Raw genomic sequence first — 20,028 nt, forward strand, 5'->3', positions numbered from 1 at the left:
ACGCATCAGGACTGGGCCGCGGCTCGCGGCATATGCTTGGAGATCAGCGCATAGGCCCGGTGGTACCACTCGCTCCCCGGATAATTCCGGCCGAGCACGGCGGCGGCCTTCTGCGCTTCCTGCGGGATACCGAGCTGCAGGTAGCATTCGACGAGCCGCTCCAGAGCTTCCGGCGTGTGGTTGGTCGTCTGGTACTTCTCGACCACGGTCCGGAAGCGGGTGGTCGCCGCAAGCCATTTGCCCGAACGCTGGTAGAAGCGGCCGATCTCCATCTCCTTGCCGGCCAGATGGTCGTTGATGAGGTCCTGCTTCAGGCGCGCATCAGCCGCGTAGCGACTTTCCGGGAAGCGGCGGATCAGCTCACCGAAGGCCTGCGATGCCTGAAGCGTCGTGCCCTGGTCGCGCGTCACGTCGGCGATCTGCTGGTAATAGCTCATCGCCACCAGATAGTGCGCGTAGGCCGCGTCCTTGTTGCCCGGGTGGATGGTCAGGAAGCGCTGGGCAGAGCTGATCGCCTCCGGATACTTCTCTGCGAGATAATAGCTGAAGGCGCTCATCATCTGCGCGCGGCGGGCCCACACCGAATAGGGGTGCTGGCGCTCGACCTCGTCGAACAGCTTCGCCGCATCCTCATAGCGCCTCTGGTCCAGCGTCTGCTTCGCAAGCGCGTAGAGCGTGTTGACGTCGCGGGCGACGTAGGCGGTGTCGGTCTTCGTCTTGTTGCGGGCACATCCCGCGGCAGGAGCAATCAGCGCGCAGGCGACGAGAAGAACGGCGATACGGGTCGGCTTTGGCGGCATGAAGACCTCATTAGCGTGCGGCCATGGGCAGGCCAAGCGGGAGATGGACGCCATCAGCTTGGCGCCAGATGAACGGTTTCAGACTGCCGCCGGGCCGGGCACTTTTTCCTCGTCGCTCTTGAGGAAGCTGTCCGGTTTCACACCGAGCCAGACGAGCACCGGGGTCGAAACATAGACCGACGAATAGGTACCGATGACAACCCCGAGGAAGATGGCCAGGGACAGGCCGAAGATCACTTCCGGACCCACCAGCATCATCACACCCATGGCGATCAGCACGGTCAGGGAGGTGACCACGGTCCGCGCCAGAGTCTCGTTGAGTGACAGGTTCAGCAGGGGGATGATCGCCATCTTGCGGTACTTCTTCAGATTCTCGCGGATCCGGTCGTAGATGACGACGGTATCGTTGAGCGAATAGCCGACGATGGTCAGGAACGCGGCGACAACGTTCAAGTCGACTTGCAATCGCGTGAAAGCAAAGAAGCCCAAGGTCATCGCGACATCGTGAGCAAGCGTCAGTAGGGCCCCGACACCGAACTGCCACTCGAAGCGGAACCAGATGTAGAGCGCAATGCCGATCATCGCGAAAATGATGGCCTTGGCGCTGTCCTTCGCGAGCTCCCCGCTCACCTTTCCGGAGACAGTGTCGACGGAGTCGATACGCGCACCGGGATAATCCCGGGTGATCAGGTCTTTCACCCTCGTGGCCGCGACATTAGCCGCGGCGTCCCCGCCCTCGGGCTTGGGAAGCCGGATCTGATAGGTCTTCGGGCCCCCGAACTCCTGAATGCTTGCCTCGCCAAGGTGCAAGCTCAGCACCTCTCCGCGCAACTTCTCGACTTCGATCGGCTGGGCGAAAGTGACGCGAACCAGCTGTCCGCCGACGAAGTCGACGCCAAGGTTCAGCCCGCGATAGGCGGTGAATGCGAGGGAGGCGACCGTTGCCAGCGTCGACAGGATCACCGCCAGGTTGCGCCAGCGCATGAAGTCGATGTTGGTATGGTCGGGAACGAGCTTCAGGAGCTTCATGACGTGAGCCTCAGATGTGCAGCGCCCGCGGGCGTGCGCGGCGAATCCACAGCGCAACCAGCATGCGGGTGAAGTAAACGGCGGTGAACACGGACGTGACGACGCCGATCAGCAGGACGACCGCAAAGCCGCGGACCGGGCCCGAGCCGAAATAGGCCATGATCGCAGCAGAGACGACGTGCGTGACGTTGGCGTCGAAGATGGCGCGGAAGGCTTCGTGGTAGCCGGTCTCCACGGCATCGATCAGCTTGCGCCCGCGCCGCATCTCTTCGCGAATTCGCTCGTTGATCAGCACGTTCGCGTCAACGGCGGCGCCGATGGTCAGGATGAAGCCGGCGATACCCGGCAGGGTCAGCGTCGCGTTGAAGATCGCCATGATCGCCAGGATCAGGAAGGCGTTCACGATCAGCGCGATGTTCGCGTAGACGCCAAAGCGCCCGTAGGTCACCAGCATGAAGATCATGATGCCGACCATGCCGATGGCGCTGGCGATCACGCCCTTGTGGATAGAGTCCTTGCCGAGGTCCGGACCGACCGAGCGCTCTTCGATGACGTTGAGCTTCACCGGCAGCTTGCCCGAGGCGAGTGAGACGGCGAGCTGATTGGCAGTTTCAACGGTAAAGTTGCCGCTGATCTGCGCCTGGCCACCCAGGATCGGTTCGTTGATGTTCGGAGCCGACAGGACCTTGTCGTCGAGGATGATCGCGAACGGCTTGTTCACGTTCTCCTGCGTGACACGGCCGAAACGGCGCGCGCCCGCGGTATTGAACTTGATGGAGACGACCGCGCGGCCGTCCTGGTCGAAGCTCTGCCGGGCATCGGTCAACTGGTCGCCGGAGACCATCACGCGGCGCTTGACCGCGATGAAGCCGCCCCCCTCCGCCATCGGCAAGACCTGGCTTCCGGCGGGCGCACGGCCCTGCTGAACCTGCGCCGGGTCGGCGGTGAGATCGACGAGCTTGAACTCGAGGCGAGCCGTTTGGCCGATGAGATTCTTCAGCGCTTCGGGATCTTCGACGCCCGGCACCTGCACGAGGATGCGGTTGCCGCCCTCGGTGATGACGGTGATTTCCTTGGTTCCGCCCGGATCAATACGGCGGCGGACGACGTCACGGGCAACGCCCATCGCGTCCTTGAGCGCTTGCGCGGTTCCACTAGCGGTCGGGGTCAGGACGATACGCGTCGAATCGACCACCTGGACATCCCAATCGCGGTTGCCGGTCAGCGCGACCGGCTGGGTCAGCTTGCGAAGGCGCTCGACGGCGGCATCGACCTGGGTCGGATCGCGGACGAGGAAGGAGAGCCTTCCGCCGGCAGTCGAAATGTCGCCAATGTCGATTTTGGCCCCGCGGCGAAGCTCGGTGCTGACGGACTCTTCCATGGACTGCAGGCGCTGGCGCTGCGCGTCCTTGGCGTCCGCTTCGAGCAGCAGGTGGCTGCCGCCCGCGAGGTCGAGCCCGAGGCTGATCTTGTAGTGCGGGAACCAGCTCGGCCACTTGTTCTCAAGCGGCGTGCCGATGATCAGGCTGGGGATCGAAAAGAAGACGCCGAGAGCGACGACCAGCGTGACGAGCCAGACCTTCCAGCGCGGGAATTCGAGCATTGCTGGGACGCCCTAGTCGTTTGCCGGCTTCGTGCTCTTGGTGAGCACCTGGCTAAGCGTTCCCTTGACGACGCGGACGCGCACGCCCTGCGCGATCTCGAGCTCCACCTCATCGTCGGCGACCTTGGTCACGCGGCCGCGGATTCCGCCGCCCGTAATGACCTCATCGCCCTTCTGGATCGCGGTTATGGCCCGCTGATGCTCTTTGACCCGCTGCTGCTGCGGACGGATCATGAGGACGTAGAAGATCACGAAGATCAGCAGCCAGGGCGCAATGCCGATCAGGATCGCCGAAGCACCATTCGGATTCGCGGCTGCGGCTGCAGCGATGGTCAGGAGGGAGTTGCTCATCTGAGAGGGAAAAATTCCTAATCGGAAGTCGGCGGCGACTATCACGGCAATTACGAGTGGTGCAACAATTGCTCCGCTCGATGGTCGGGGCGACTGGATTCGAACCAGCGACCCCCACACCCCCAGTGTGATGCGCTACCAGGCTGCGCTACGCCCCGACCGAGGGCTGGCATCTAGGCACCAGTCCGCCATAACACAAGCGAGTGTCACCGCGTCGCCGAGCCCGCCGTCGAAGGAAGCCGTGGAAAAGGCGCATCGCGCTGGCTTTGCTCGCAATTCCCGGCCTCTATCTGCTCTTGGCGCTCGCGGGATCGCTGATTCCGATCAATCGCGGCTGGACCGAGCCTGAGGACGGCGTCACCGTCTATATCGCCGACAACGGCGTGCATTCCGACATCGTCATGCCGGCGAAGGCGCTGGGCCTCGACTGGACGCCGATCGTTCCGAAGAGCGACTTCGCTGCGCCCAGTCCGGAAGCGCGCTGGGTCGCCTTCGGGGCTGGCGAGGAGCGCGTCTATCTCGACACCCCTCGCTGGCGGGACATCAAGCTCCGGACGATTTGGTCGGCGCTCGCCGGAGGCCGGCGTGTCATGCACGTCGAGTGGGTCTCGAACCCCGATTACATGGATCGTGCAATCCGCCTTCGGCCAGAGGAGTACCGTCGCCTTTGGGCGGCGATCCGCGCCGATTTCCAGCTTGGAGAAAACGGCAAGCCGGAGCGGGTGAACCACTCCGGCTATGGCCGATCCGACGCTTTCTATTGGGCAACCGGGAAGGCGAACGCAGTCAGGACCTGCAACAGCTGGACGGGCGACAAGCTTAGGATCGCCGGTGTGAAGACGAGCCTCTGGTCGCCGTTCGTGCAGGGCCTGACCTGGCGTTATCGCAAGGTCAGTTCAGACTAACCCTTCGTCTTGGTCTTCGTTTTCGTCTTCGTTGTCGTCGTCGTAGTCTTCGCCTGCGCGTCCAGGTCGGCCTTAGTCACGCTGACCACCAGGCCCTTGTCGTTCTTGCCGAAGCTGGTGAGCGGAATTTCCGCGCGGGCCTTGCCGGTGCTCACGACCGCGCCGTCGGCCTTCACGGAATCGACCTTGCCGACGAGTTCGCCCTTCTGGTCGTAGACCGATGCGCCTTTCGCGATGTCGGCTTCGGTGGCCGCGGTCACGGCGCCCGCGGCATCCGTGGTCGTGGTCTGCGTTGTGGCCGTCGTGGCAGGATCCGTCGTCGAGGGCTGCGTTTGTGTGGTCGTGGTCTGAGTAGTCGCCGCCGGATCGGTCGTGGTCGGCGCCGTCTGGGTCGTCGTGGTTTGCGTCGTCGTTGCCGGCTCAGTCGTGGTCGATGTCACGGGCGGCGTCTGGGTCGTCGTGGTTTGCGTCGTCGAACCCGGCTCGGTCTGGGTCGTGGTCGTCGCTGTCTGAGCGAAAGCCGCGGCCGAGAAGGTGACGAACGTCGCTGCAGTCAGAAGTGTAAGCTTGGATCGCATGGATGGTCTCCCATTGAATGAACGCCGGAGACCAACGACGACTAACACATGTGGGTGCACGCCTGTCGGCAGGCCGTTCACGGTTCCCGACAGGCGGCTCGATTTCCCGCGTTTAGAGCACGTAGCGGCTGAGATCGGCGTTCTGCGCAATGCCTGACAGCTGCTGTTCGACGAAGGCGCGGTCGACGACGAGCGTCTCACCCGAGCGATCCTCGGCCTCGAAGCTGACGTCCTCCAGCAGCTTTTCCATCACCGTCTGGAGGCGGCGCGCACCGATGTTCTCGACCGCCTCGTTCACTTCGGCGGCGATGCGGGCGAGGGCCTCGATGCCGTCGTCGGCAAAGGTGACCGTCACGCCCTCGGTGCCGAGCAGAGCCTGATACTGCTGCGTCAGGCTTGCCCGCGTCTGCGACAGGATGCGCACGAAGTCCTCCTGCGTCAGGGCGTTGAGTTCGACCCGGATCGGCAGACGGCCCTGAAGCTCCGGAAGCAGGTCCGCCGGCTTGGCGATGTGGAACGCGCCTGAGGCGATGAAGAGGATGTGATCCGTCTTCAGCGGCCCGTACTTGGTCGCGACGGTCGTGCCCTCGATCAGCGGAAGCAGGTCGCGCTGGACCCCCTCCCGGCTGACCGAACCGCCGCGCACGTCGCTGACCGCAATCTTGTCGATCTCGTCCAGGAAGACGATGCCGTTCGCCTCTGCATCCGCCAGAGCGACGCGGTTGATGTCGTCCGGGTCGACGCGCTTGTCGGCCTCTTCCTCGGTCAGGCGCTGGAACGCGTCCGGCACCTTCAGCTTGCGCTTCTTGCCGGGCTGGCTGCCGAACGCCTTCCCCATCATGTCGCTGAGGTTGATCATGCCGACCTGGCCGCCCATTCCGGGGATTTCGAAAGGTGTCGACGGCGCTTCCTGCACCTCGATCTCGACCTCGGCGCTGTTGAGGCTCCCGTCGCGGTAGCGCTGGCGGAAGCTTTCGCGGGTCGCCGCGCTGGAGCCCTTGCCGGTCAGCGCATCGAGCAGCCGCTCCATCGCGGCCTCTTCGGCGCCGGTGCGGACCGCCTCCCGTCGGCGTTCACGCTCGAGGCGAACCGCCTCTTCGACCAGGTCGCGGGCGATCTGCTCGACGTCGCGGCCGACGTAGCCGACTTCGGTGAACTTGGTCGCCTCGACCTTCACGAACGGCGCATCGGCCAGCTTGGCGAGACGGCGGCTGATCTCCGTCTTTCCGCAGCCGGTCGGCCCGATCATCAGGATGTTCTTCGGCGTGACCTCATCGCGCAGTTCAGTCGACAGCTGCTGACGCCGCCAGCGGTTGCGAAGAGCGACGGCGACCGCCTTCTTCGCATCGTTCTGGCCGACAATATGCTCGTTGAGAGCGGCAACGATCGCCTTGGGAGTGAGCTTGTCCTTCAGCATTTCGGGGGCCCCGCCGCTCTGGGGAATGGATGTGTGATAGTTCATGTGAAACCTAGATTGGAAAGGCGAGCCCCCGCTTCAAGCGGGCCCTATTCGACCGTTTCGACAGTCAGCTGGTCGTTGGTGAAGACGCAGACCTCCGCAGCGATCTGCATCGCACGCCGGGCCAGCTTCTCCGGATCCTGTTCGTAATCGGTCAGCGCACGCGCGGCGGCGAGCGCGTAATTGCCGCCCGACCCAATCGCGGCGATGCCGCCTTCAGGCTCGAGCACGTCGCCGTTGCCAGTCAGGATCAGAAGCGATTCCTTGTCGGCGACGATCATCATCGCTTCGAGGTTCCGAAGATACTTGTCGGTCCGCCAGTCCTTGGCGAGCTCGACGGCGGCGCGCATGAGCTGGCCGTTGTACTGTTCGAGCTTGCGCTCCAGCCGTTCGAACAAAGTGAAGGCATCCGCGGTCGCGCCGGCGAAGCCGCCGATCACTTTGCCGCCGTCGCCGATCCGCCGCACCTTCTTCGCGTTCGGCTTGATGACCGTATTGCCCAGGCTGACTTGCCCATCCCCGGCGACGACGGTCTTGCCGTCCTTCTTCACGCCGAGGATCGTAGTTCCGTGATATTTTTCCATGGGCCGGATGTGGGAAGGCTCCGGAACAGCTGCAACTAGGCGCTGACGAAGCGGCGGTCCGGGATGAGCCACAGGAACGCCACGCCAACGTAGATCGCGATCGAGATGTGGGTTGAGACGAAGGCGAGTGGCACCGCGACGACATAGCCAATGAAGCTAACCCACTCCTTCGTGCCTCGCCCGACCGCCTTCTTGACGCTGGAGCCGTCACCTTCGGCTGCGACGAGTGCTCGCTCGAGCAAAACGTAACAGATCGAAGCACCGACCAACACCAGACCGAACGATGCGACGGGCCAAGGCGTGGGGCCGGCCTCGTCGATCCACCGGATCATCAACGGGAACAAAGTCAGGCAGAAGAGCAAAGCGTGGTTGGCCCACAGGACGGTGCCGGTCACCTTCCGGGCGGACTGCATCATGTGATGATGGTTGTTCCAATAGATGGCCACGTAAATGAAGGCGAGGAGGTAGGCCGCGAGCAACGGAAGCACTGCCATCAGCGCGTCCAGCGTCGGTTCTTCAGGGAACTTCAGCTCCAACACCATGATCGTCATCACAATGGCGACGACGCCGTCCGTCAGTGCATTCAGCCGCTCCGGCCGCATCCCCGCCCCCCCGGTTACCGTTCCGCTCCCTTGACCTTACCCCAGGTCCGCGCCGCCGTGTAGCCGAGGTAGCCGGTGCCGAAGAGCGCATAGAGTTCCTCCGGTATGCCCCGCAAATAGGCTGTCATACCGTCGGCGATGCCCTTGGCCATTTCCGGGCGGACGGCCGCGATCAAACCCATCGGGATGGCCCACAGGATGAGCGCGTACATCATGTACAGAAAGCTCGGCCTGGCGCGGCTGGTCCAGGGATCGGTCGACTGCGCTTCGGCGACGATCGCCTGCATCTGGGCGCCGATGGTTGCGAGTTCCTGATCGCCCTGGAGCTTCAGCAGCTCCAGCTTGGCCTTGTCGCGCGCCTGCGGGTCCGGGATGATCTTGTCGAGCAGGCTGGCAACCGGCCCAACGATGGCTTCGAAAACACCCATATGCTTCTCCAAAGTTCACTAAGTTCGCTCCATCTACGCGCGTGCGTGAGGTTCGCCTTTATCAACTGATTGTGCCAACGCGGTTCGCGAGCCATCCGTAGAGGAACGCCTCGTTGGCTGGCCGACGCTCGGCGAGGCGGAGATATCGCTCGCCTTGCAGAGCCTCGAGCGCACGCATCAGGACAGTCTCGCCGCCCTTCTTCCCGCGCGTAGCCAAGAAGGCTTCGAGAGCGTGCAGCGTCACCGAACCGATGCGTCCGTCCGGTGTCAGGTCCGCGTAATCCTTCGCGTTGCGGTTCAGTGCTGTCAGCGCCCGTTGAAGGAAGGTCGTCGCGACGGCCGGCCTCATGTTTACGCCCGTGTCGAACAGCTCCGCTGCGATCCTGGCGGAAAGCGTGGCGACTTGGTCGAAACGAGGCCGCAGCCAGTAGAGGCGGCGATAGATTGCGGCAGCTTCTTCGCGGGGAAGATCCGCCATTGCACCGGCGTATCCATGGGCGCGTGCAACCGCCTCAGTGATGCCGAAGCAGGTCGACCCTCCCTTGTCGGCGGGATGATTCACATACCCGCCCTCACGATCGATCAGCGCGTCGATCAATTCGTCGACGCCGAACTCATCTTCTTCCACCCTACACTCCCCGAACGTACCACCGAGTCGAGCAAGTGCTAACCTGTTTGGTTATGTGTAGGAAAGCCAGTTTGTCCTTGAGGTATATGGCCCTGACGTACCCCTCGGGGCCACGTCAGGGTCGTTACGGATGTGACGCAATTGCGAAAGTTGCTGACGCGACGGAAGAAAGGTCGCGCCGACAAGCTGCCTAACTGTCCCGTCCCAAATTCCGGGAGGGGAGCCACGTGAATCATCGTAAGCAGTTGCTCGCATTCGCGAGCGCATCGTCTTTGGCCTTCGGGCTTTGTGCGTCCCCTGCGTACGCGCAGGATCAGACTCAGGATCAAACGCAAGCAGCGCCGGCCGCTGACGAAGCAGCCGCGGCTACGACCACTGCCGATCAGGCAGCGCCGGCGCCTGCCGCTAATGACGACACCGGCGAGATCGTCGTGACCGCGCAGAAGCGTGCGGAGAACGTCCAGGACGTTCCGATTTCGATCGCAGCCTATTCCGGCAGCACGCTGGAGCGGAACAATGTCGTCAACGTCGAGGGCCTGGCGAAGATCACGCCGAACCTCAGCGTCGCCAAGGGCGCGCAGACGTCCTACGTCCGCCTTGCCATCCGCGGCATCGGCGCCGCGAGCAACACGACCGTCGAGCCCAGCGTCGCCGTCTTCCTGGACGGCGCTTACGTCCCGCGCGTGGGCGCGGTCGTCAGCTCGATGCTCGACATGGAAAGCGTCGAAGTCCTTCGCGGACCGCAGGGCACGCTCTTCGGCCGTAACGCCAGCGTCGGCGCAGTGTCTTTCCACACCGCACAGCCGAAGTTCGGCGACCTGTCAGGCGAACTGACGGGCGAGATCGGCAACGGCAATCGCTACCGCGCTTACGGCTACCTCAACGTGCCGGTCGGCGATCACTCCGCGTTCCGCTTCGCCGGGTCGCAGCAGTGGTTCAAGGGCTATTGGCACAATGAACTCGACGGCAAGCAGGTCGGCGGCACGGATGACACCATCCTGCGCGGCAGCTTCCGCACCGAGGTTGGGCCGTTCGATTGGGTGTTCCGCGCCGACTACGCCAAGGTGACGGGCGACGCAGCGACGAACATCGACTTCGATCGCAGCAGCGTTTCCGACGCGCAGTGGAACTTCTTCAGCGCGTTCTTGGGTGCGCCCGACACGAACCTCAACGACGACAAGATGAACCAGTACCTGACGGCCAACGTCAAGGATAAGCAGTGGGGCCTGAACAGCACCCTGTCCTTCGACGTCGGCGGCGGTTCGACGGTTCGCCTGATCGACAATTACCGCGACTGGAAGAACACGCAGCTCGACGGCGACGTGATCTTCACTCCGAGCCAGATCCTGTCGCGTACGGCGCCGTACGATTCGAAGAGCCAGAACCACGAGCTTCAGTTCATCTCGCCGACGGGTCAGTGGCTGGATGGCCGTCTCGATCTGGTCGCCGGCCTCTATTACTTCCACGAGAAGTACGAGCAGGGCGAGCGGCTGCACATGAACTCGCAGTTCTGCAAGATCATACCGCCCACACCGCTGCCGTCACCGCCGTTCCCACCGGGAACAACGCAGAAAAGCTTCTGCAACGGGATGCTGGCAGCAAACGGCGGGACGATTGAGAACGCCACGGTCCAGGACGTCCACCAGACCACGGACAGCTATGCCGCCTATGCGCAGGCGAACTTCCACTTCACCGACCAGTTCTTCGCGACGGCCGGCGGACGGTTCAGCAAGGACAAGAAGGACGGTTCATACAACCAGCAGACCAATCCGCTGCTGGCGACCGTCCGAGCCTTGGAGGTGCTCGATCTCCCGGACATCGACGACAGCCGGTTCACCTATCGCCTCGGCCTCAATTACGAGCCGACCCAGGACCTGCTGTTCTTCGGCACCTATTCCACCGGCTACAAGTCGGCAGGCTACAACAGCGGCGCCGGCTCGCCGTCGCTGACGACCGTGGGCAATCCGCCGGTCTTGGTGACGCCGCAGCGGCGCGTCTTCGATCGTGAGACGACCGAGAACTGGGAGCTGGGCGCCAAGACGAGCTGGCTCGATCGGAAGCTCACCTTGAACCTCACGTTCTACCGGATGAACATCAAGGGCTTCCAGGATCGTGCGTTCGACGGCACGAGCTTCACGGTTCGCAACGCCGGCAACCTGCGCCACCAGGGCTTTGAGTTCGACGGTGTCGCGAAGCCGGTGCGCAACCTGTCGCTCTTCGCGAGCGTCGCCTACCTCGATTCCGAGTTCACCGACTATCCGAATGCGCCGGGCCTTCCCGGCTGCGCGCCCACCGCTTTGGGGGTCCCGGCGGCTTGCGTGGCGGCCGGTTTGGGTCCGATCCAGGACCTCAAGGGCAAGCCCGCGACGTTCGCTCCCAAGTGGAGCGGCCGCCTTGGCTTCGACTGGTACGGCGATTTCGGATCAAGCGGCTGGGGCTGGGATCTGACGTCCAACCTGACGTTCGTCTCGAAGCAGTACGGCGGCCTTCAGAACGACGCCAACCCGCAGACGATCATCGACGGCTATGCGCTGCTCGGTGCGCGCGCGACGCTGAACGGCCCAGGCAACCGCTGGTCGGTCGCGCTGTTCGGCAACAACCTGCTCGATAAGCAGTATGAGGCCGGGAACCTCTACCAGTTCCTTGGCGGCAGCCTTGGCCTGGGCAATGGCGTGTACCCGGGCAGCATGGCGACCCGCCGGCTGCACGCCGACCCGCGGACCTACGGCATCTCGGGAACGATCCGCTTCTAGGTTCCTATCGAGGGGAACTTAGGAACTTGGGGGGTTAGGGCTCCGGCGGTCATCCGCCGGGGCCCTATTCTTTTGGCGATGAGGCGGTTTGCAAACACACGGCTTGGGTGTGCTCGTGGAAGCTGCTTAAGGGACGATCAGACCCAGCCGATCCGGATTGCGGTAAGCGCGATGCCGGCGATGAAGATGGTCTCGAGGACCATCAGGATGGCGGGCTTCCAGCCGGCTGATGCAATGTCCTTGAAGCGCGTCTTGACGCCCAGCGCGGCGATCGCGGCGACGAGGCAGAAGCGGGACAGGGCGCTGCCGCCCTCTCGGAGCCAGGTTGGAACGGGCAGGATACTGTTGAGCACGACGAGAACGGCGAAAGCGGTCGCGAACCATGGAAGGAGGGGCGGCCGGTCCTGAGCTTCGGTGTCGAGGCTGCGCGATGCAGCGCCGACCGCGAGGATGACCGGCAGCAGCATGGCAACGCGTGCCAGCTTTACGATGGTCGCCGTGTCTCCCGCCTCGGGCGAAATGGCGTAGCCCGCCCCGATCACCTGGGCGACGTCGTGCACGGTCGCGCCGATGAAGATGCCTGCATGCAGATTGTCTAGGCCCGCCAGCCTGGCAATGGTCGGGTAGGCGAGCATTGCGACCGTCGACAGGATCGAGACGCCGACGACCGTGAAGAGGGTCGCATATTCCTTGCGTGGGTGGCTCGGCAGAGCAGCGGAAATGGCCATCGCAGCGGAGGCGCCGCAGATCGCGGTCGCGCCGCCCGACAGGACTCCGAAGCGGGGATCGAACCCCATCCACCGGGCCGCCAAGGTCGAGAGTCCGATGGTGAGGGCAACTGCCGTCACCACGAGCAAGAGCGGGCTCCAGCCAAGCGACATCACCTCGCCCAGCGTGATCTTCAGGCCGAGAAGGGCGACACCCAGGCGAAGCACGGTTTTGGACGTGAAGGCGATGCCCGGGTCGCAGCGATCGACGTCGCCAAGGAAGTTCATCGCCAGCCCGATGAGCAGCGCGAACAGCATGATCGGTCCGCCGCTCGCACTGGCGGCAAGGCCAGCGGCGGCTGCGATCACGAGGGATGCGACGAGGCCTGGGCCGACGCCGCGAAGCGCCGCCCAGCTTTTCACGGTGATTGTCTTCATGCGGGTTCGGCAGCTCCGATTTCGGCCGATGTATTGCGTGCGCCGATCAGGAAGATCCCGGCGGCGGCGAGGCTCGCGAAAGGCAGCCACTGCATCGCTCCCAACAGGCCGATCCGGTCGGCAAGCCAGCCGGTCAGGATCGGACCGGGGGCGAGCCCAAAGGCGTTATTCGCAAGCGTCAGAATGGCGAACGCCGTGCCGTGCAGGGCGGCCGGCGTCAGGTTGGCGACCATCGCGCCCGCCGGTCCGGCCGAAGCGGCGGCAAGGAACATGCCCGCGCCAAGCAGCACGAGCTGCGCCGATCCAGGCTCAAGGCTCATGGCCAGCGTGATCAGGAATGCGCAGCCGAGGCAGTAGGCCACCGACAGCAGCGAGCGATGGTTGGACGTGCGGACGAACTTGTCGCTGATCGCTCCGCAGATGACCATTCCGGCGCCACCGATGGCGAGGAAAATCGCTGCGAGAGGCGCCGCCTTCTCCAGCGGCAGATCGTAGTAGCGAACGAAATAGGTCGGCAGCCAGGCAGGGAGTGCTGCGGCCGTCAGCAGCGACAGGCCGCTGCCGATATAGGCGCACTTCAGCTGCCGCCCCGCAAACAAAGCGCCAAGGCTGGCCCAGGTCACTTGCCCACGCGCGGGGTTTTCACCGCCATTGAGGCGAGTTTCGCGGACGAGAAGCGGATAGACGAGCGCGAGCAGCAGGCCGCCGATGCCAATGGCGACGAACGCCATGCGCCAGCCGTGCGCCGCGGCGACGACCCCGCCGATGCCTACGCCCAGGACCTGCCCGGCGAGGCCGCCCGCCATGAAGGCTCCGGTCAGAGTCGCGCGCAAACGCTGCGGGAACACGCTGAGGATCACGGCGATGCCGACGCTTCCGTAGGCCGCCTCGCCGACACCGACGAGCACGCGCGCGGCGAGCATCTGCTGATAGTCCTGCGCGAAGCCGCACAGCAGCGTGGCAATGCTCCATAGCACGGCCATGAAGGCGATGCTCTTCACCCGCCCGAGTCGGTCGGCCAGCAGGGAAATCGGGAAGGTCAGAAGCCCGACCATCAGCGCGACGACTCCCGAGAGGAAGCCGAGCTGGCCGTCGGTCAGGCTCCATTCCGCCTTCAGCAGCGGGAACACGGCATTGAGAACCTGCCGCGCCATGTAGTCGGAGATGAGCAGTCCGAAGGTAAGCGCGAACACCAGCCAGGCGTAGGCTTGCACCTTCTCCTTGCTAGTGCGCGTCACGTCAGGCCGCCTGGCGTTGCGCCGCCGCCGCAGACTTGCGGTTGGGAAGCCAGCCGTTCTTCTCAAGCGTCTCGTCGATGCTCGAGTAGAAGGTGCCGATCTTGTAGATCTCGCGTGCCTGCTCGGCCGTCGCAACTGGACGCCACAGTTCGTTGGAGATCTTCACCATCTTCTCGATCTGCTGGACCGAGGTCGCGCGCTCCCCGCGGCGGCCGTAGAGATTGTCCTCCTGGCCGACGCGCACGTGAAGGCCCATCGCAATGCCCATGGTGCAGAGCGGGTAGACGTGGCGCATGAGGCCCTCGACGGTCAGCACCGCATTCTGCGGAACGCGGTTGATGAATTCCATCAGGTTGCGCGGGTTCGGTCCATCGTGGCCACCACCGATGGAGACCCAATTCAATACGTAGGGACCCATGTACTGGCCCTGGCGGACGATGCGCTCCACCGTCTCCAGGTCCTTGATCGACCCGATCATGAAGTGCGGCTGGATGCCGGCACCGACGAGGCGCTTCAGGTGCTCCTTCACGAAGCCCGGGCCGCTCTCGTAGTACATCTCGGTGTAGGCGTGCCTGTAGTCGGGCTCACCCATCGAGGTGCCGGCGGCGTCCTCGTCGGTGATGAGCTCCATCACGTTCATCTGGTTGGTGTTGATCGCGATGGTGACCTGGTCCGGCTTCGGATTGAGCTCGGCCAGCATGTGGCGGGTGTCGTCGCTCAGCCACTTGGCCGCTTCGCCTTCGTCCTTCGGCGCGAAGCTGATCGAGCCGCCGACCTGTAGGATCATGCCCGGCACGGCAGTCCGGAGGCGATCGAGCATCTCGTTGAACATCTCGAGGCGCTTCGAGCCCTTGCCCGTATCCGGCTCGCGGACGTGGACGTGCAGAAGCGTGGCGCCCGCATTGTAGCAGTCGACGGCCTTCTGGACCTGCTCCGCCATGGTCAGCGGAATGTCGTCCGAATCCCGCGGGAAGAAGCTCGGCGCGTAGGGCGCGACCTGGATGACCAGCGGGTCCTGGTTTTCGGGCAGCAGGCTATCGTCCATGAACTGCATGGTCGTTCTCTCCGTTAGTAAGGCTTGTCGCCGATGATGCCTGCGCGCTCCATTTTCCGGACCGCGGGCCAGTAATCCATGACCGCGTAATGCTGGGTGCAGCGGTTATCCCAGATCGCGACGCTATTCGGGCGCCAGCGCCACCGGACCTGGTATTCGGGGATCGCCGCACGGGCGATCAGATAGTTGAGAAGGTTCGAACCGCCCGGAGAATAATCCTGACCGTACCGCACGTTTTCCGACGTGTGGAAGTTCGTGAAATGGGTGGCGAAGCTGTTCACGAAGAGCACGCGCTCGCCCGTCTCTGGATGCTGCCGCACGACGGGGTGCTCGGCGTCCGGGAACTGCGCCTTCAGCGCGTGACGCTTCTCGATCGGCATGCGTGCGCCGAATGAGGATTCGATGGAGTGGCGTGCGTAGAGCCCGTCGATCTGGTCCTTCACATGGTCGCTCAGATCTTCATAGGCGCGGCCCATGTTTGCCCACACCGTGTCGCCACCGACGGGCGGGCATTCGAGGCAGCGCAGGACTGCGCCGAGCGGCGGCTTGTCGCGCCACGTCGCGTCGCAGTGCCAGGCATTCTCGTAGTGATCTGGCGGTGAATCGAGGTCCTTGTAGATGCAGACCAGCCCCGGATGATTGGGATCGCTTCCGGCAACCGGATGATCCTCGAGTTCACCGAACCGCGATGCAAAGGCGACGTGCTCCGCCTTGCTGATCTCCTGATCGCGAAGGAACAGCACCTTGTGTGCCAGAAGCGCTTCTCGGATCGCGCCGAACAGGTCGTCGTTCGCGACCGCCTCGGCGAGGTTCACGCCATGCAGTTCCGCACCGATGTGTGTGGTGAGCTTCTCGACCTTCATGCGGTGACGAAGATCGACGAGCCCGTCGTCTTTCCTGCCTCGAGGTCGCGGTGCGCCTGGACGGCGTCATCGAGCTCGTAGCGCTGGTTGATCTCGATCTTGATGTGGCCGTTCGCCACATGATCGAACAAAGCGTTGGACAGCTCGGCGCGTTCGGCCGGGTTCGCGATATAGTCGGCGAGCGCCGGCCGGGTGAAATAGACCGATCCCTGGATCGCCATCTGCAGCGCGTCGATCGGCGGGAACGGCCCCGACGCAGTGCCGCAGCCGACGAGCACGCCGCGCCGCTTGAGCGACTTCAGCGAGCCTACGAACGTATCCTTGCCGACCGTATCGAAGACGGTCGTGACGCCCTCGCCGCCGGTCAGCTCTTTCACGCGCGCCGGAACATCCTCGCGCCGATAGTAGATGATCTCGTCGCAACCGTGCGCCCTGGCGAGCTCCGCCTTGGCTTCGGTCGAAACCGTACCGATGACGCGCAGGCCGAGCAGCTTCGCCCACTGGGATGCGATCAGGCCAACGCCGCCCGCCGCGGCATGCAGCAGGATGGTGTCGCCAGCCTTCATCCACGGATTGGTCTTCAACAGCCAATAGGCAGCGCTCAGGCCGCGCATCGTCGATGCGGCCGCGGTCTCGAGCTCGATGCCGTCGGGCAGCTTGAACAGCGATCCGGTCGGCATGACACGCTCGGTCGAGTAAGCGCCAAGCGGGCTTCCGGTGTAGGTGACCCGGTCGCCGACCTTGTAGCCGTTCGTGTCGGGACCGACGGCCTCGATGACGCCCGCGGCCTCGACGCCCATGCCGTTCGGGAGCGGCACCGGATAATAGCCCTGACGGAAATAGGTGTCGGCGAAGTTCAGGCCGACCGCGGCGTGACGCACCCGCACCTCGCCGGCGCCGGGGTCACCGACCGCCACGTCTTCGACGCGGAGCACTTCCGGCCCGCCCGTCTCGTAAAAACGAACTGCTTTCGCCAAGGGGAATCTTCCGGTTTGATATTCCCCGGCGGCCTATCAGCAGGTAGAGAGCGGAATTACAGGAATCACGACACATGCTGCTGACGTCGTGACATGCGGGGAATGCGATGGAGCTGGTTCGGGCAGCGTCGCTAAGCGGCTATTTCGCGGTGGCGGAGGAGCTTCGGCTCGAGGTCATGCCGCTGCTCCGCAAGGCGCATATCTCCAGGCCGATGCTGAGCAATCCCGAGCAGATGATCCCGGCACGGTCGGCCCTCCGTCTACTGGAGGCCAGTGCGGAGGCATCGGGCTGCATCACGTACGGTCTGCGAATGGTCGAGCACAGGCAGATTTCCGACCTCGGGATGGTCAGCCTGCTTATCATCCACCAGCCGACCCTAGGCGAGGCGTTGGATGTGCTGGGCGAATTCCGCAACCGCATCAATTCGAACCTGACCCTGCAGATCGAAGACCATGAGGATTCGGTTTTCCTGCGCGAGCATTTCGCGCTCGATCCGCCAATGGCGTCTCGGCAGGTCAACGATCTCACCTTGGGCGTACTCTACAAGATGTGCCGAACGCTCATGGGTGACAGCTGGCGCCCGCAATGCGTCTGCCTGAGCTACGAGCGGCCGGCTGCCCCGGCGGACCGCGCGCTCTACGAACGCGTCTTCGACTGTTCGCTGCAATTTGGCTCCGACTTCGACGGCATCGTCATTCGTGCGTCGGACATGGCCCGACCCAATCCGCGGTCGGAACCGGCACTGGCGCGGCACGCGCGCGACCTCGTTCACGCGATGATCGATCCCGGCGAGCGCAGCATTGCCGAGGAAGTCGAGCAATCGATCCGCCTGCTCATGCCCGCTGGCCGAGCAACGATCGGCGGCGTTGCCGATGCCCTGGGCACCAACGTTCGGACCCTGCAGCGGCGACTGGACCGGGAAGACACCAGCTTCAGCGAACTGCTCGACCGCGTCCGCGTCCAGCAGGTCAGCCAGCATTTTGCCAACCGGCGGCTGCGGCTGACGGACATCGCGCAACTGCTGGGCTATTCGACGCTGGCGTCGTTCAGCGCCTGGCACCGCAGCCGTTTCCACGAGACGCCGTCGAAGGCGAGGCTTCGGCCGGCGTCACGCCACCACTGACTTATTGGCCGGACTTGAAGACCCGGAAGCTGTGGGCCGGGATGGCGACCGAGAACCTGCTCCTGCCCTTTTCGCTCACTGTCGCGATGTTCGCGTTCTGAGTGATCGCGGACACGCTCGGCGAACCCGAGAGCGATATCGTCACCTCGGCCGGCTCGTCCCGGTAGTTCTCCACGATGAAGGCGCCATTGTCGTAGGTGAACAGCGCGACATGATCGGGCGCGTCGAGTCGCACCGCAGCGTCAGGGAAGAGATATTCCTTGATGCGCGTCACCATCGGGCGCGGCAGCTCGTAGAGGTCCCCAAAGTTCTCCGGCACGGTCCACAGGAACAGAGTGCCCTTCGAATATTGGTTCATGAGGACGATGGGGAAGCCCTTTGCCGAGGCGACGCCGCGGATGATTCCCCAGCTGTCGTTGGTGTAGAAGCGTACTTCCGGAAAGAGCACGGGCTTGGCCTTCCCGGTTTCCTTGAGCTCCTTGCCCCTGCCCGCTCCAAACCCGTCGAAATATTGGTTGATCGCGATCGGGTGGCCGGTGACCTGCCACTCGGCGAGGTCTTCAAATCCCTTGCCCTGCGTCGCTTCGACGAAGCCCGACGTAACGATCACGCGGGCGCCGCCTTGGAGGCTGGCCTTCGCCTTGGCGATGATCGCAGGGTCTGTCGCCGCCGCACGCGTCAGCAGGATCGTTTGCGCGTCCACCGGATATTGCGGCGACAGCTCCACCGGCACACCCAGATTGCCGATGTAATTGTGGAGGAAGTCCTCGCCGGTGGCGTGTGGCGGACGGTAGCTCGCGACGCCGACAGGATTGCCCAGCTGTTCGACGACGGCGTCGGCGGCGTGGAGAGCCGCGTTCGCCGCAGTCGCCCAGCCCGCGTTCGGATGCTCGCGCGCGATCGTGTCCCAGTCGAAGCTGGTCGCGTCGTTCGCCCACGCACGATCGCCGGCCGTGGCAGGTGCGTCCTCCGCCATCGGATGCCAGTTGAACAGCATGATCTCCGGCGCCTTGGCGAACATCGTATCCCACAACTGCTCGGCGTAGCGGTCGATGCTGCGCGTATCGAACGTGTCGACCCACCCGCCGAGGTTCGCGCCGGGGCGGACGTTGCTCAGGTAGCGATAGACTTCGTAGCTCTCGTACTGCTGCAGAAGCTGGTCGGTGATCACGGGATCGCGCGTTTCGGTGCCGGTGTAGATGGCGTCGAACATCTTGGCCTGCTCGGCGAGGTCGTAGCCGAGCCCGTGGAAGTGCTCGTACCAGTTCGGGTATTTGATGATCACGCGGACGCGCGGGTTCTCCTGCTTGGCGGGGCCGAGCACCAGGTTGCGGCTCGCTTTGCGCATCGTGTCGACGCGGTAATCGGTCCAGCTGCGGTTGCCCTTCGCCGCGATGTCGGCGTCGCTCTTGGAGGTGTAGAAGAAGAAGTCGTCGAGGATGATCTCGTCGAAGTGCCGGGCGATGCGCCGCACCGCTTGCTCGGCCTCGGCACGGTCCGCGGGCAGCTCATAGTCGAATGTGCCGAACTGACCCCCCGATCCGCCGGCAGCCAGCGTGATCCCGCCGGAGGTCTCGATCCCTTTGGCGTGGAACTGACGCTTGACGGCCGCTAGCTCGGCGTCAGTCGCGAAGACGCGGTCGCGGTAGGCCTCGATGTAGACCTTGTCGAAATGCAGTTGGGAGGAGGCGCGGGCGAACTGGCGCTGGAATGTCGCAGGGCCGGCCAGCCGCTTCGTATCGGCGACGGTGATGTAGATCGCGGCGCGGAAGTTCTTGTAGGCTGGCGGGCGAGATTGGGCCGCGGCTTCGGACGGAAACGCGACCGTCGGTACGGCGACGGCCGCGAGCAAAGCGGCGAGATACTGCCAACGCATAACTGCTCCCCCTCAATCTGTTAGCGCTATC

Annotated in this window: 19 protein-coding genes and 1 tRNA gene; 3 read left to right on the forward strand and 17 right to left on the reverse strand. The window is 64.1% G+C overall.

The features are described 5' to 3' along the window. Positions 1–5: 5 nt before the first annotated feature. The 5 genes from LZ016_RS09935 to LZ016_RS09955 all read right to left on the reverse strand — a co-directional run bounded on the left by LZ016_RS09935 (position 6) and on the right by LZ016_RS09955 (position 3,941). Complete coding sequence (locus LZ016_RS09935; RefSeq protein ID WP_241447217.1) at positions 6–800, reverse strand: outer membrane protein assembly factor BamD; 795 nt, start codon at positions 798–800, stop codon at positions 6–8. 78 nt (positions 801–878) lie between these two features. After that, positions 879–1,829: a protein translocase subunit SecF gene (gene secF, locus LZ016_RS09940; RefSeq protein ID WP_241447218.1), complete on the reverse strand. Its 951-nt coding sequence runs from the start codon at positions 1,827–1,829 to the stop codon at positions 879–881. A 10-nt stretch (positions 1,830–1,839) separates the two neighbouring features. Continuing rightward, positions 1,840–3,432 carry a protein translocase subunit SecD gene (gene secD / locus LZ016_RS09945; RefSeq protein ID WP_241447219.1) on the reverse strand — a complete coding sequence of 531 codons (1,593 nt, stop codon included), beginning with the start codon at positions 3,430–3,432 and terminating at the stop codon, positions 1,840–1,842. 12 nt (positions 3,433–3,444) lie between these two features. After that, positions 3,445–3,783 carry a preprotein translocase subunit YajC gene (yajC, locus tag LZ016_RS09950; RefSeq protein ID WP_241447220.1) on the reverse strand — a complete coding sequence of 113 codons (339 nt, stop codon included), beginning with the start codon at positions 3,781–3,783 and terminating at the stop codon, positions 3,445–3,447. A gap of 81 nt (positions 3,784–3,864) precedes the next feature. After that, positions 3,865–3,941, reverse strand: a tRNA-Pro gene (locus LZ016_RS09955). Between the two features lie 108 nt (positions 3,942–4,049). On the opposite strand from LZ016_RS09955, the gene LZ016_RS09960 reads away from it, so the two are divergent. Beyond that, a complete protein-coding gene (locus LZ016_RS09960) occupies positions 4,050–4,688 on the forward strand; it encodes a TIGR02117 family protein (RefSeq protein WP_241447221.1) in 639 nt (212 codons plus the stop codon). On the opposite strand, the gene LZ016_RS09965 is transcribed toward LZ016_RS09960, so the two are convergent. The 6 genes from LZ016_RS09965 to LZ016_RS09990 form a co-directional block, all read right to left on the reverse strand. Further along, positions 4,685–5,266 carry a hypothetical protein gene (locus tag LZ016_RS09965; RefSeq protein ID WP_241447222.1) on the reverse strand — a complete coding sequence of 194 codons (582 nt, stop codon included), beginning with the start codon at positions 5,264–5,266 and terminating at the stop codon, positions 4,685–4,687. The two genes, LZ016_RS09960 and LZ016_RS09965, sit on opposite strands and share 4 nt — an antisense overlap. A gap of 112 nt (positions 5,267–5,378) precedes the next feature. Then, a complete protein-coding gene (gene hslU / locus LZ016_RS09970) occupies positions 5,379–6,680 on the reverse strand; it encodes an ATP-dependent protease ATPase subunit HslU (RefSeq protein ID WP_277622753.1) in 1,302 nt (433 codons plus the stop codon). Between the two features lie 92 nt (positions 6,681–6,772). Then, a complete protein-coding gene (hslV, locus tag LZ016_RS09975; protein ID WP_241447224.1) occupies positions 6,773–7,309 on the reverse strand; it encodes an ATP-dependent protease subunit HslV in 537 nt (178 codons plus the stop codon). Between the two features lie 35 nt (positions 7,310–7,344). Continuing rightward, entirely contained in the window at positions 7,345–7,911 is a 567-nt protein-coding gene (locus LZ016_RS09980; protein WP_241447225.1) for a TMEM175 family protein, read from the reverse strand. 14 nt (positions 7,912–7,925) lie between these two features. Beyond that, entirely contained in the window at positions 7,926–8,339 is a 414-nt protein-coding gene (locus tag LZ016_RS09985) for a holin family protein (protein WP_241447226.1), read from the reverse strand. 61 nt (positions 8,340–8,400) lie between these two features. Next, complete coding sequence (locus LZ016_RS09990; protein WP_241447227.1) at positions 8,401–8,967, reverse strand: glycoside hydrolase family 108 protein; 567 nt, start codon at positions 8,965–8,967, stop codon at positions 8,401–8,403. 227 nt (positions 8,968–9,194) lie between these two features. Between LZ016_RS09990 and LZ016_RS09995 the strand changes: the two genes are divergently transcribed. Further along, a complete protein-coding gene (locus LZ016_RS09995) occupies positions 9,195–11,720 on the forward strand; it encodes a TonB-dependent receptor (RefSeq protein WP_241447228.1) in 2,526 nt (841 codons plus the stop codon). 137 nt (positions 11,721–11,857) lie between these two features. On the opposite strand, the gene LZ016_RS10000 is transcribed toward LZ016_RS09995, so the two are convergent. The 5 genes from LZ016_RS10000 to LZ016_RS10020 are packed head-to-tail and all read right to left on the reverse strand — an operon-like array spanning position 11,858 to position 16,997. Then, positions 11,858–12,865: a YeiH family protein gene (locus LZ016_RS10000; protein ID WP_241447229.1), complete on the reverse strand. Its 1,008-nt coding sequence runs from the start codon at positions 12,863–12,865 to the stop codon at positions 11,858–11,860. Next, positions 12,862–14,103, reverse strand: coding sequence for an MFS transporter (locus LZ016_RS10005; RefSeq protein ID WP_241447230.1), 1,242 nt, complete (start codon positions 14,101–14,103; stop codon positions 12,862–12,864). The genes LZ016_RS10000 and LZ016_RS10005 overlap by 4 nt, the downstream gene beginning before the upstream one ends. Before the next feature lies 1 nt (position 14,104). Beyond that, complete coding sequence (locus tag LZ016_RS10010; protein ID WP_241447231.1) at positions 14,105–15,157, reverse strand: beta-keto acid cleavage family enzyme; 1,053 nt, start codon at positions 15,155–15,157, stop codon at positions 14,105–14,107. 14 nt (positions 15,158–15,171) lie between these two features. Beyond that, positions 15,172–16,020 carry a TauD/TfdA dioxygenase family protein gene (locus LZ016_RS10015; protein ID WP_241447232.1) on the reverse strand — a complete coding sequence of 283 codons (849 nt, stop codon included), beginning with the start codon at positions 16,018–16,020 and terminating at the stop codon, positions 15,172–15,174. After that, a complete protein-coding gene (locus LZ016_RS10020; RefSeq protein WP_241447233.1) occupies positions 16,017–16,997 on the reverse strand; it encodes a quinone oxidoreductase family protein in 981 nt (326 codons plus the stop codon). The genes LZ016_RS10015 and LZ016_RS10020 overlap by 4 nt, the downstream gene beginning before the upstream one ends. Before the next feature lie 107 nt (positions 16,998–17,104). On the opposite strand from LZ016_RS10020, the gene LZ016_RS10025 reads away from it, so the two are divergent. Then, positions 17,105–18,121 carry an AraC family transcriptional regulator gene (locus LZ016_RS10025; protein ID WP_241447234.1) on the forward strand — a complete coding sequence of 339 codons (1,017 nt, stop codon included), beginning with the start codon at positions 17,105–17,107 and terminating at the stop codon, positions 18,119–18,121. Position 18,122: 1 nt separating this feature from the next. Here LZ016_RS10025 and LZ016_RS10030 read toward each other — a convergent pair whose 3' ends face one another. Beyond that, positions 18,123–19,997 carry a hypothetical protein gene (locus LZ016_RS10030; protein WP_241447235.1) on the reverse strand — a complete coding sequence of 625 codons (1,875 nt, stop codon included), beginning with the start codon at positions 19,995–19,997 and terminating at the stop codon, positions 18,123–18,125. Positions 19,998–20,028: the final 31 nt, after the last annotated feature.

The sequence above is a fragment of the Sphingomonas telluris genome, assembly GCF_022568775.1.
Lineage (GTDB): Bacteria > Pseudomonadota > Alphaproteobacteria > Sphingomonadales > Sphingomonadaceae > Sphingomicrobium > Sphingomicrobium telluris.

Coding starts and splice junctions, on each gene's coding strand:
- LZ016_RS09935 (WP_241447217.1), bottom strand. CDS start 800: ATGCCGCCAAAGCCGACCCGTATCGCCGTTCTTCTCGTCGCCTGCGCG.
- secF (WP_241447218.1), bottom strand. CDS start 1,829: ATGAAGCTCCTGAAGCTCGTTCCCGACCATACCAACATCGACTTCATG.
- secD (WP_241447219.1), bottom strand. CDS start 3,432: ATGCTCGAATTCCCGCGCTGGAAGGTCTGGCTCGTCACGCTGGTCGTC.
- yajC (WP_241447220.1), bottom strand. CDS start 3,783: ATGAGCAACTCCCTCCTGACCATCGCTGCAGCCGCAGCCGCGAATCCG.
- LZ016_RS09965 (WP_241447222.1), bottom strand. CDS start 5,266: ATGCGATCCAAGCTTACACTTCTGACTGCAGCGACGTTCGTCACCTTC.
- hslV (WP_241447224.1), bottom strand. CDS start 7,309: ATGGAAAAATATCACGGAACTACGATCCTCGGCGTGAAGAAGGACGGC.
- LZ016_RS09980 (WP_241447225.1), bottom strand. CDS start 7,911: ATGCGGCCGGAGCGGCTGAATGCACTGACGGACGGCGTCGTCGCCATT.
- LZ016_RS09985 (WP_241447226.1), bottom strand. CDS start 8,339: ATGGGTGTTTTCGAAGCCATCGTTGGGCCGGTTGCCAGCCTGCTCGAC.
- LZ016_RS10000 (WP_241447229.1), bottom strand. CDS start 12,865: ATGAAGACAATCACCGTGAAAAGCTGGGCGGCGCTTCGCGGCGTCGGC.
- LZ016_RS10010 (WP_241447231.1), bottom strand. CDS start 15,157: ATGCAGTTCATGGACGATAGCCTGCTGCCCGAAAACCAGGACCCGCTG.
- LZ016_RS10015 (WP_241447232.1), bottom strand. CDS start 16,020: ATGAAGGTCGAGAAGCTCACCACACACATCGGTGCGGAACTGCATGGC.
- LZ016_RS10025 (WP_241447234.1), top strand. CDS start 17,105: ATGGAGCTGGTTCGGGCAGCGTCGCTAAGCGGCTATTTCGCGGTGGCG.
- LZ016_RS10030 (WP_241447235.1), bottom strand. CDS start 19,997: ATGCGTTGGCAGTATCTCGCCGCTTTGCTCGCGGCCGTCGCCGTACCG.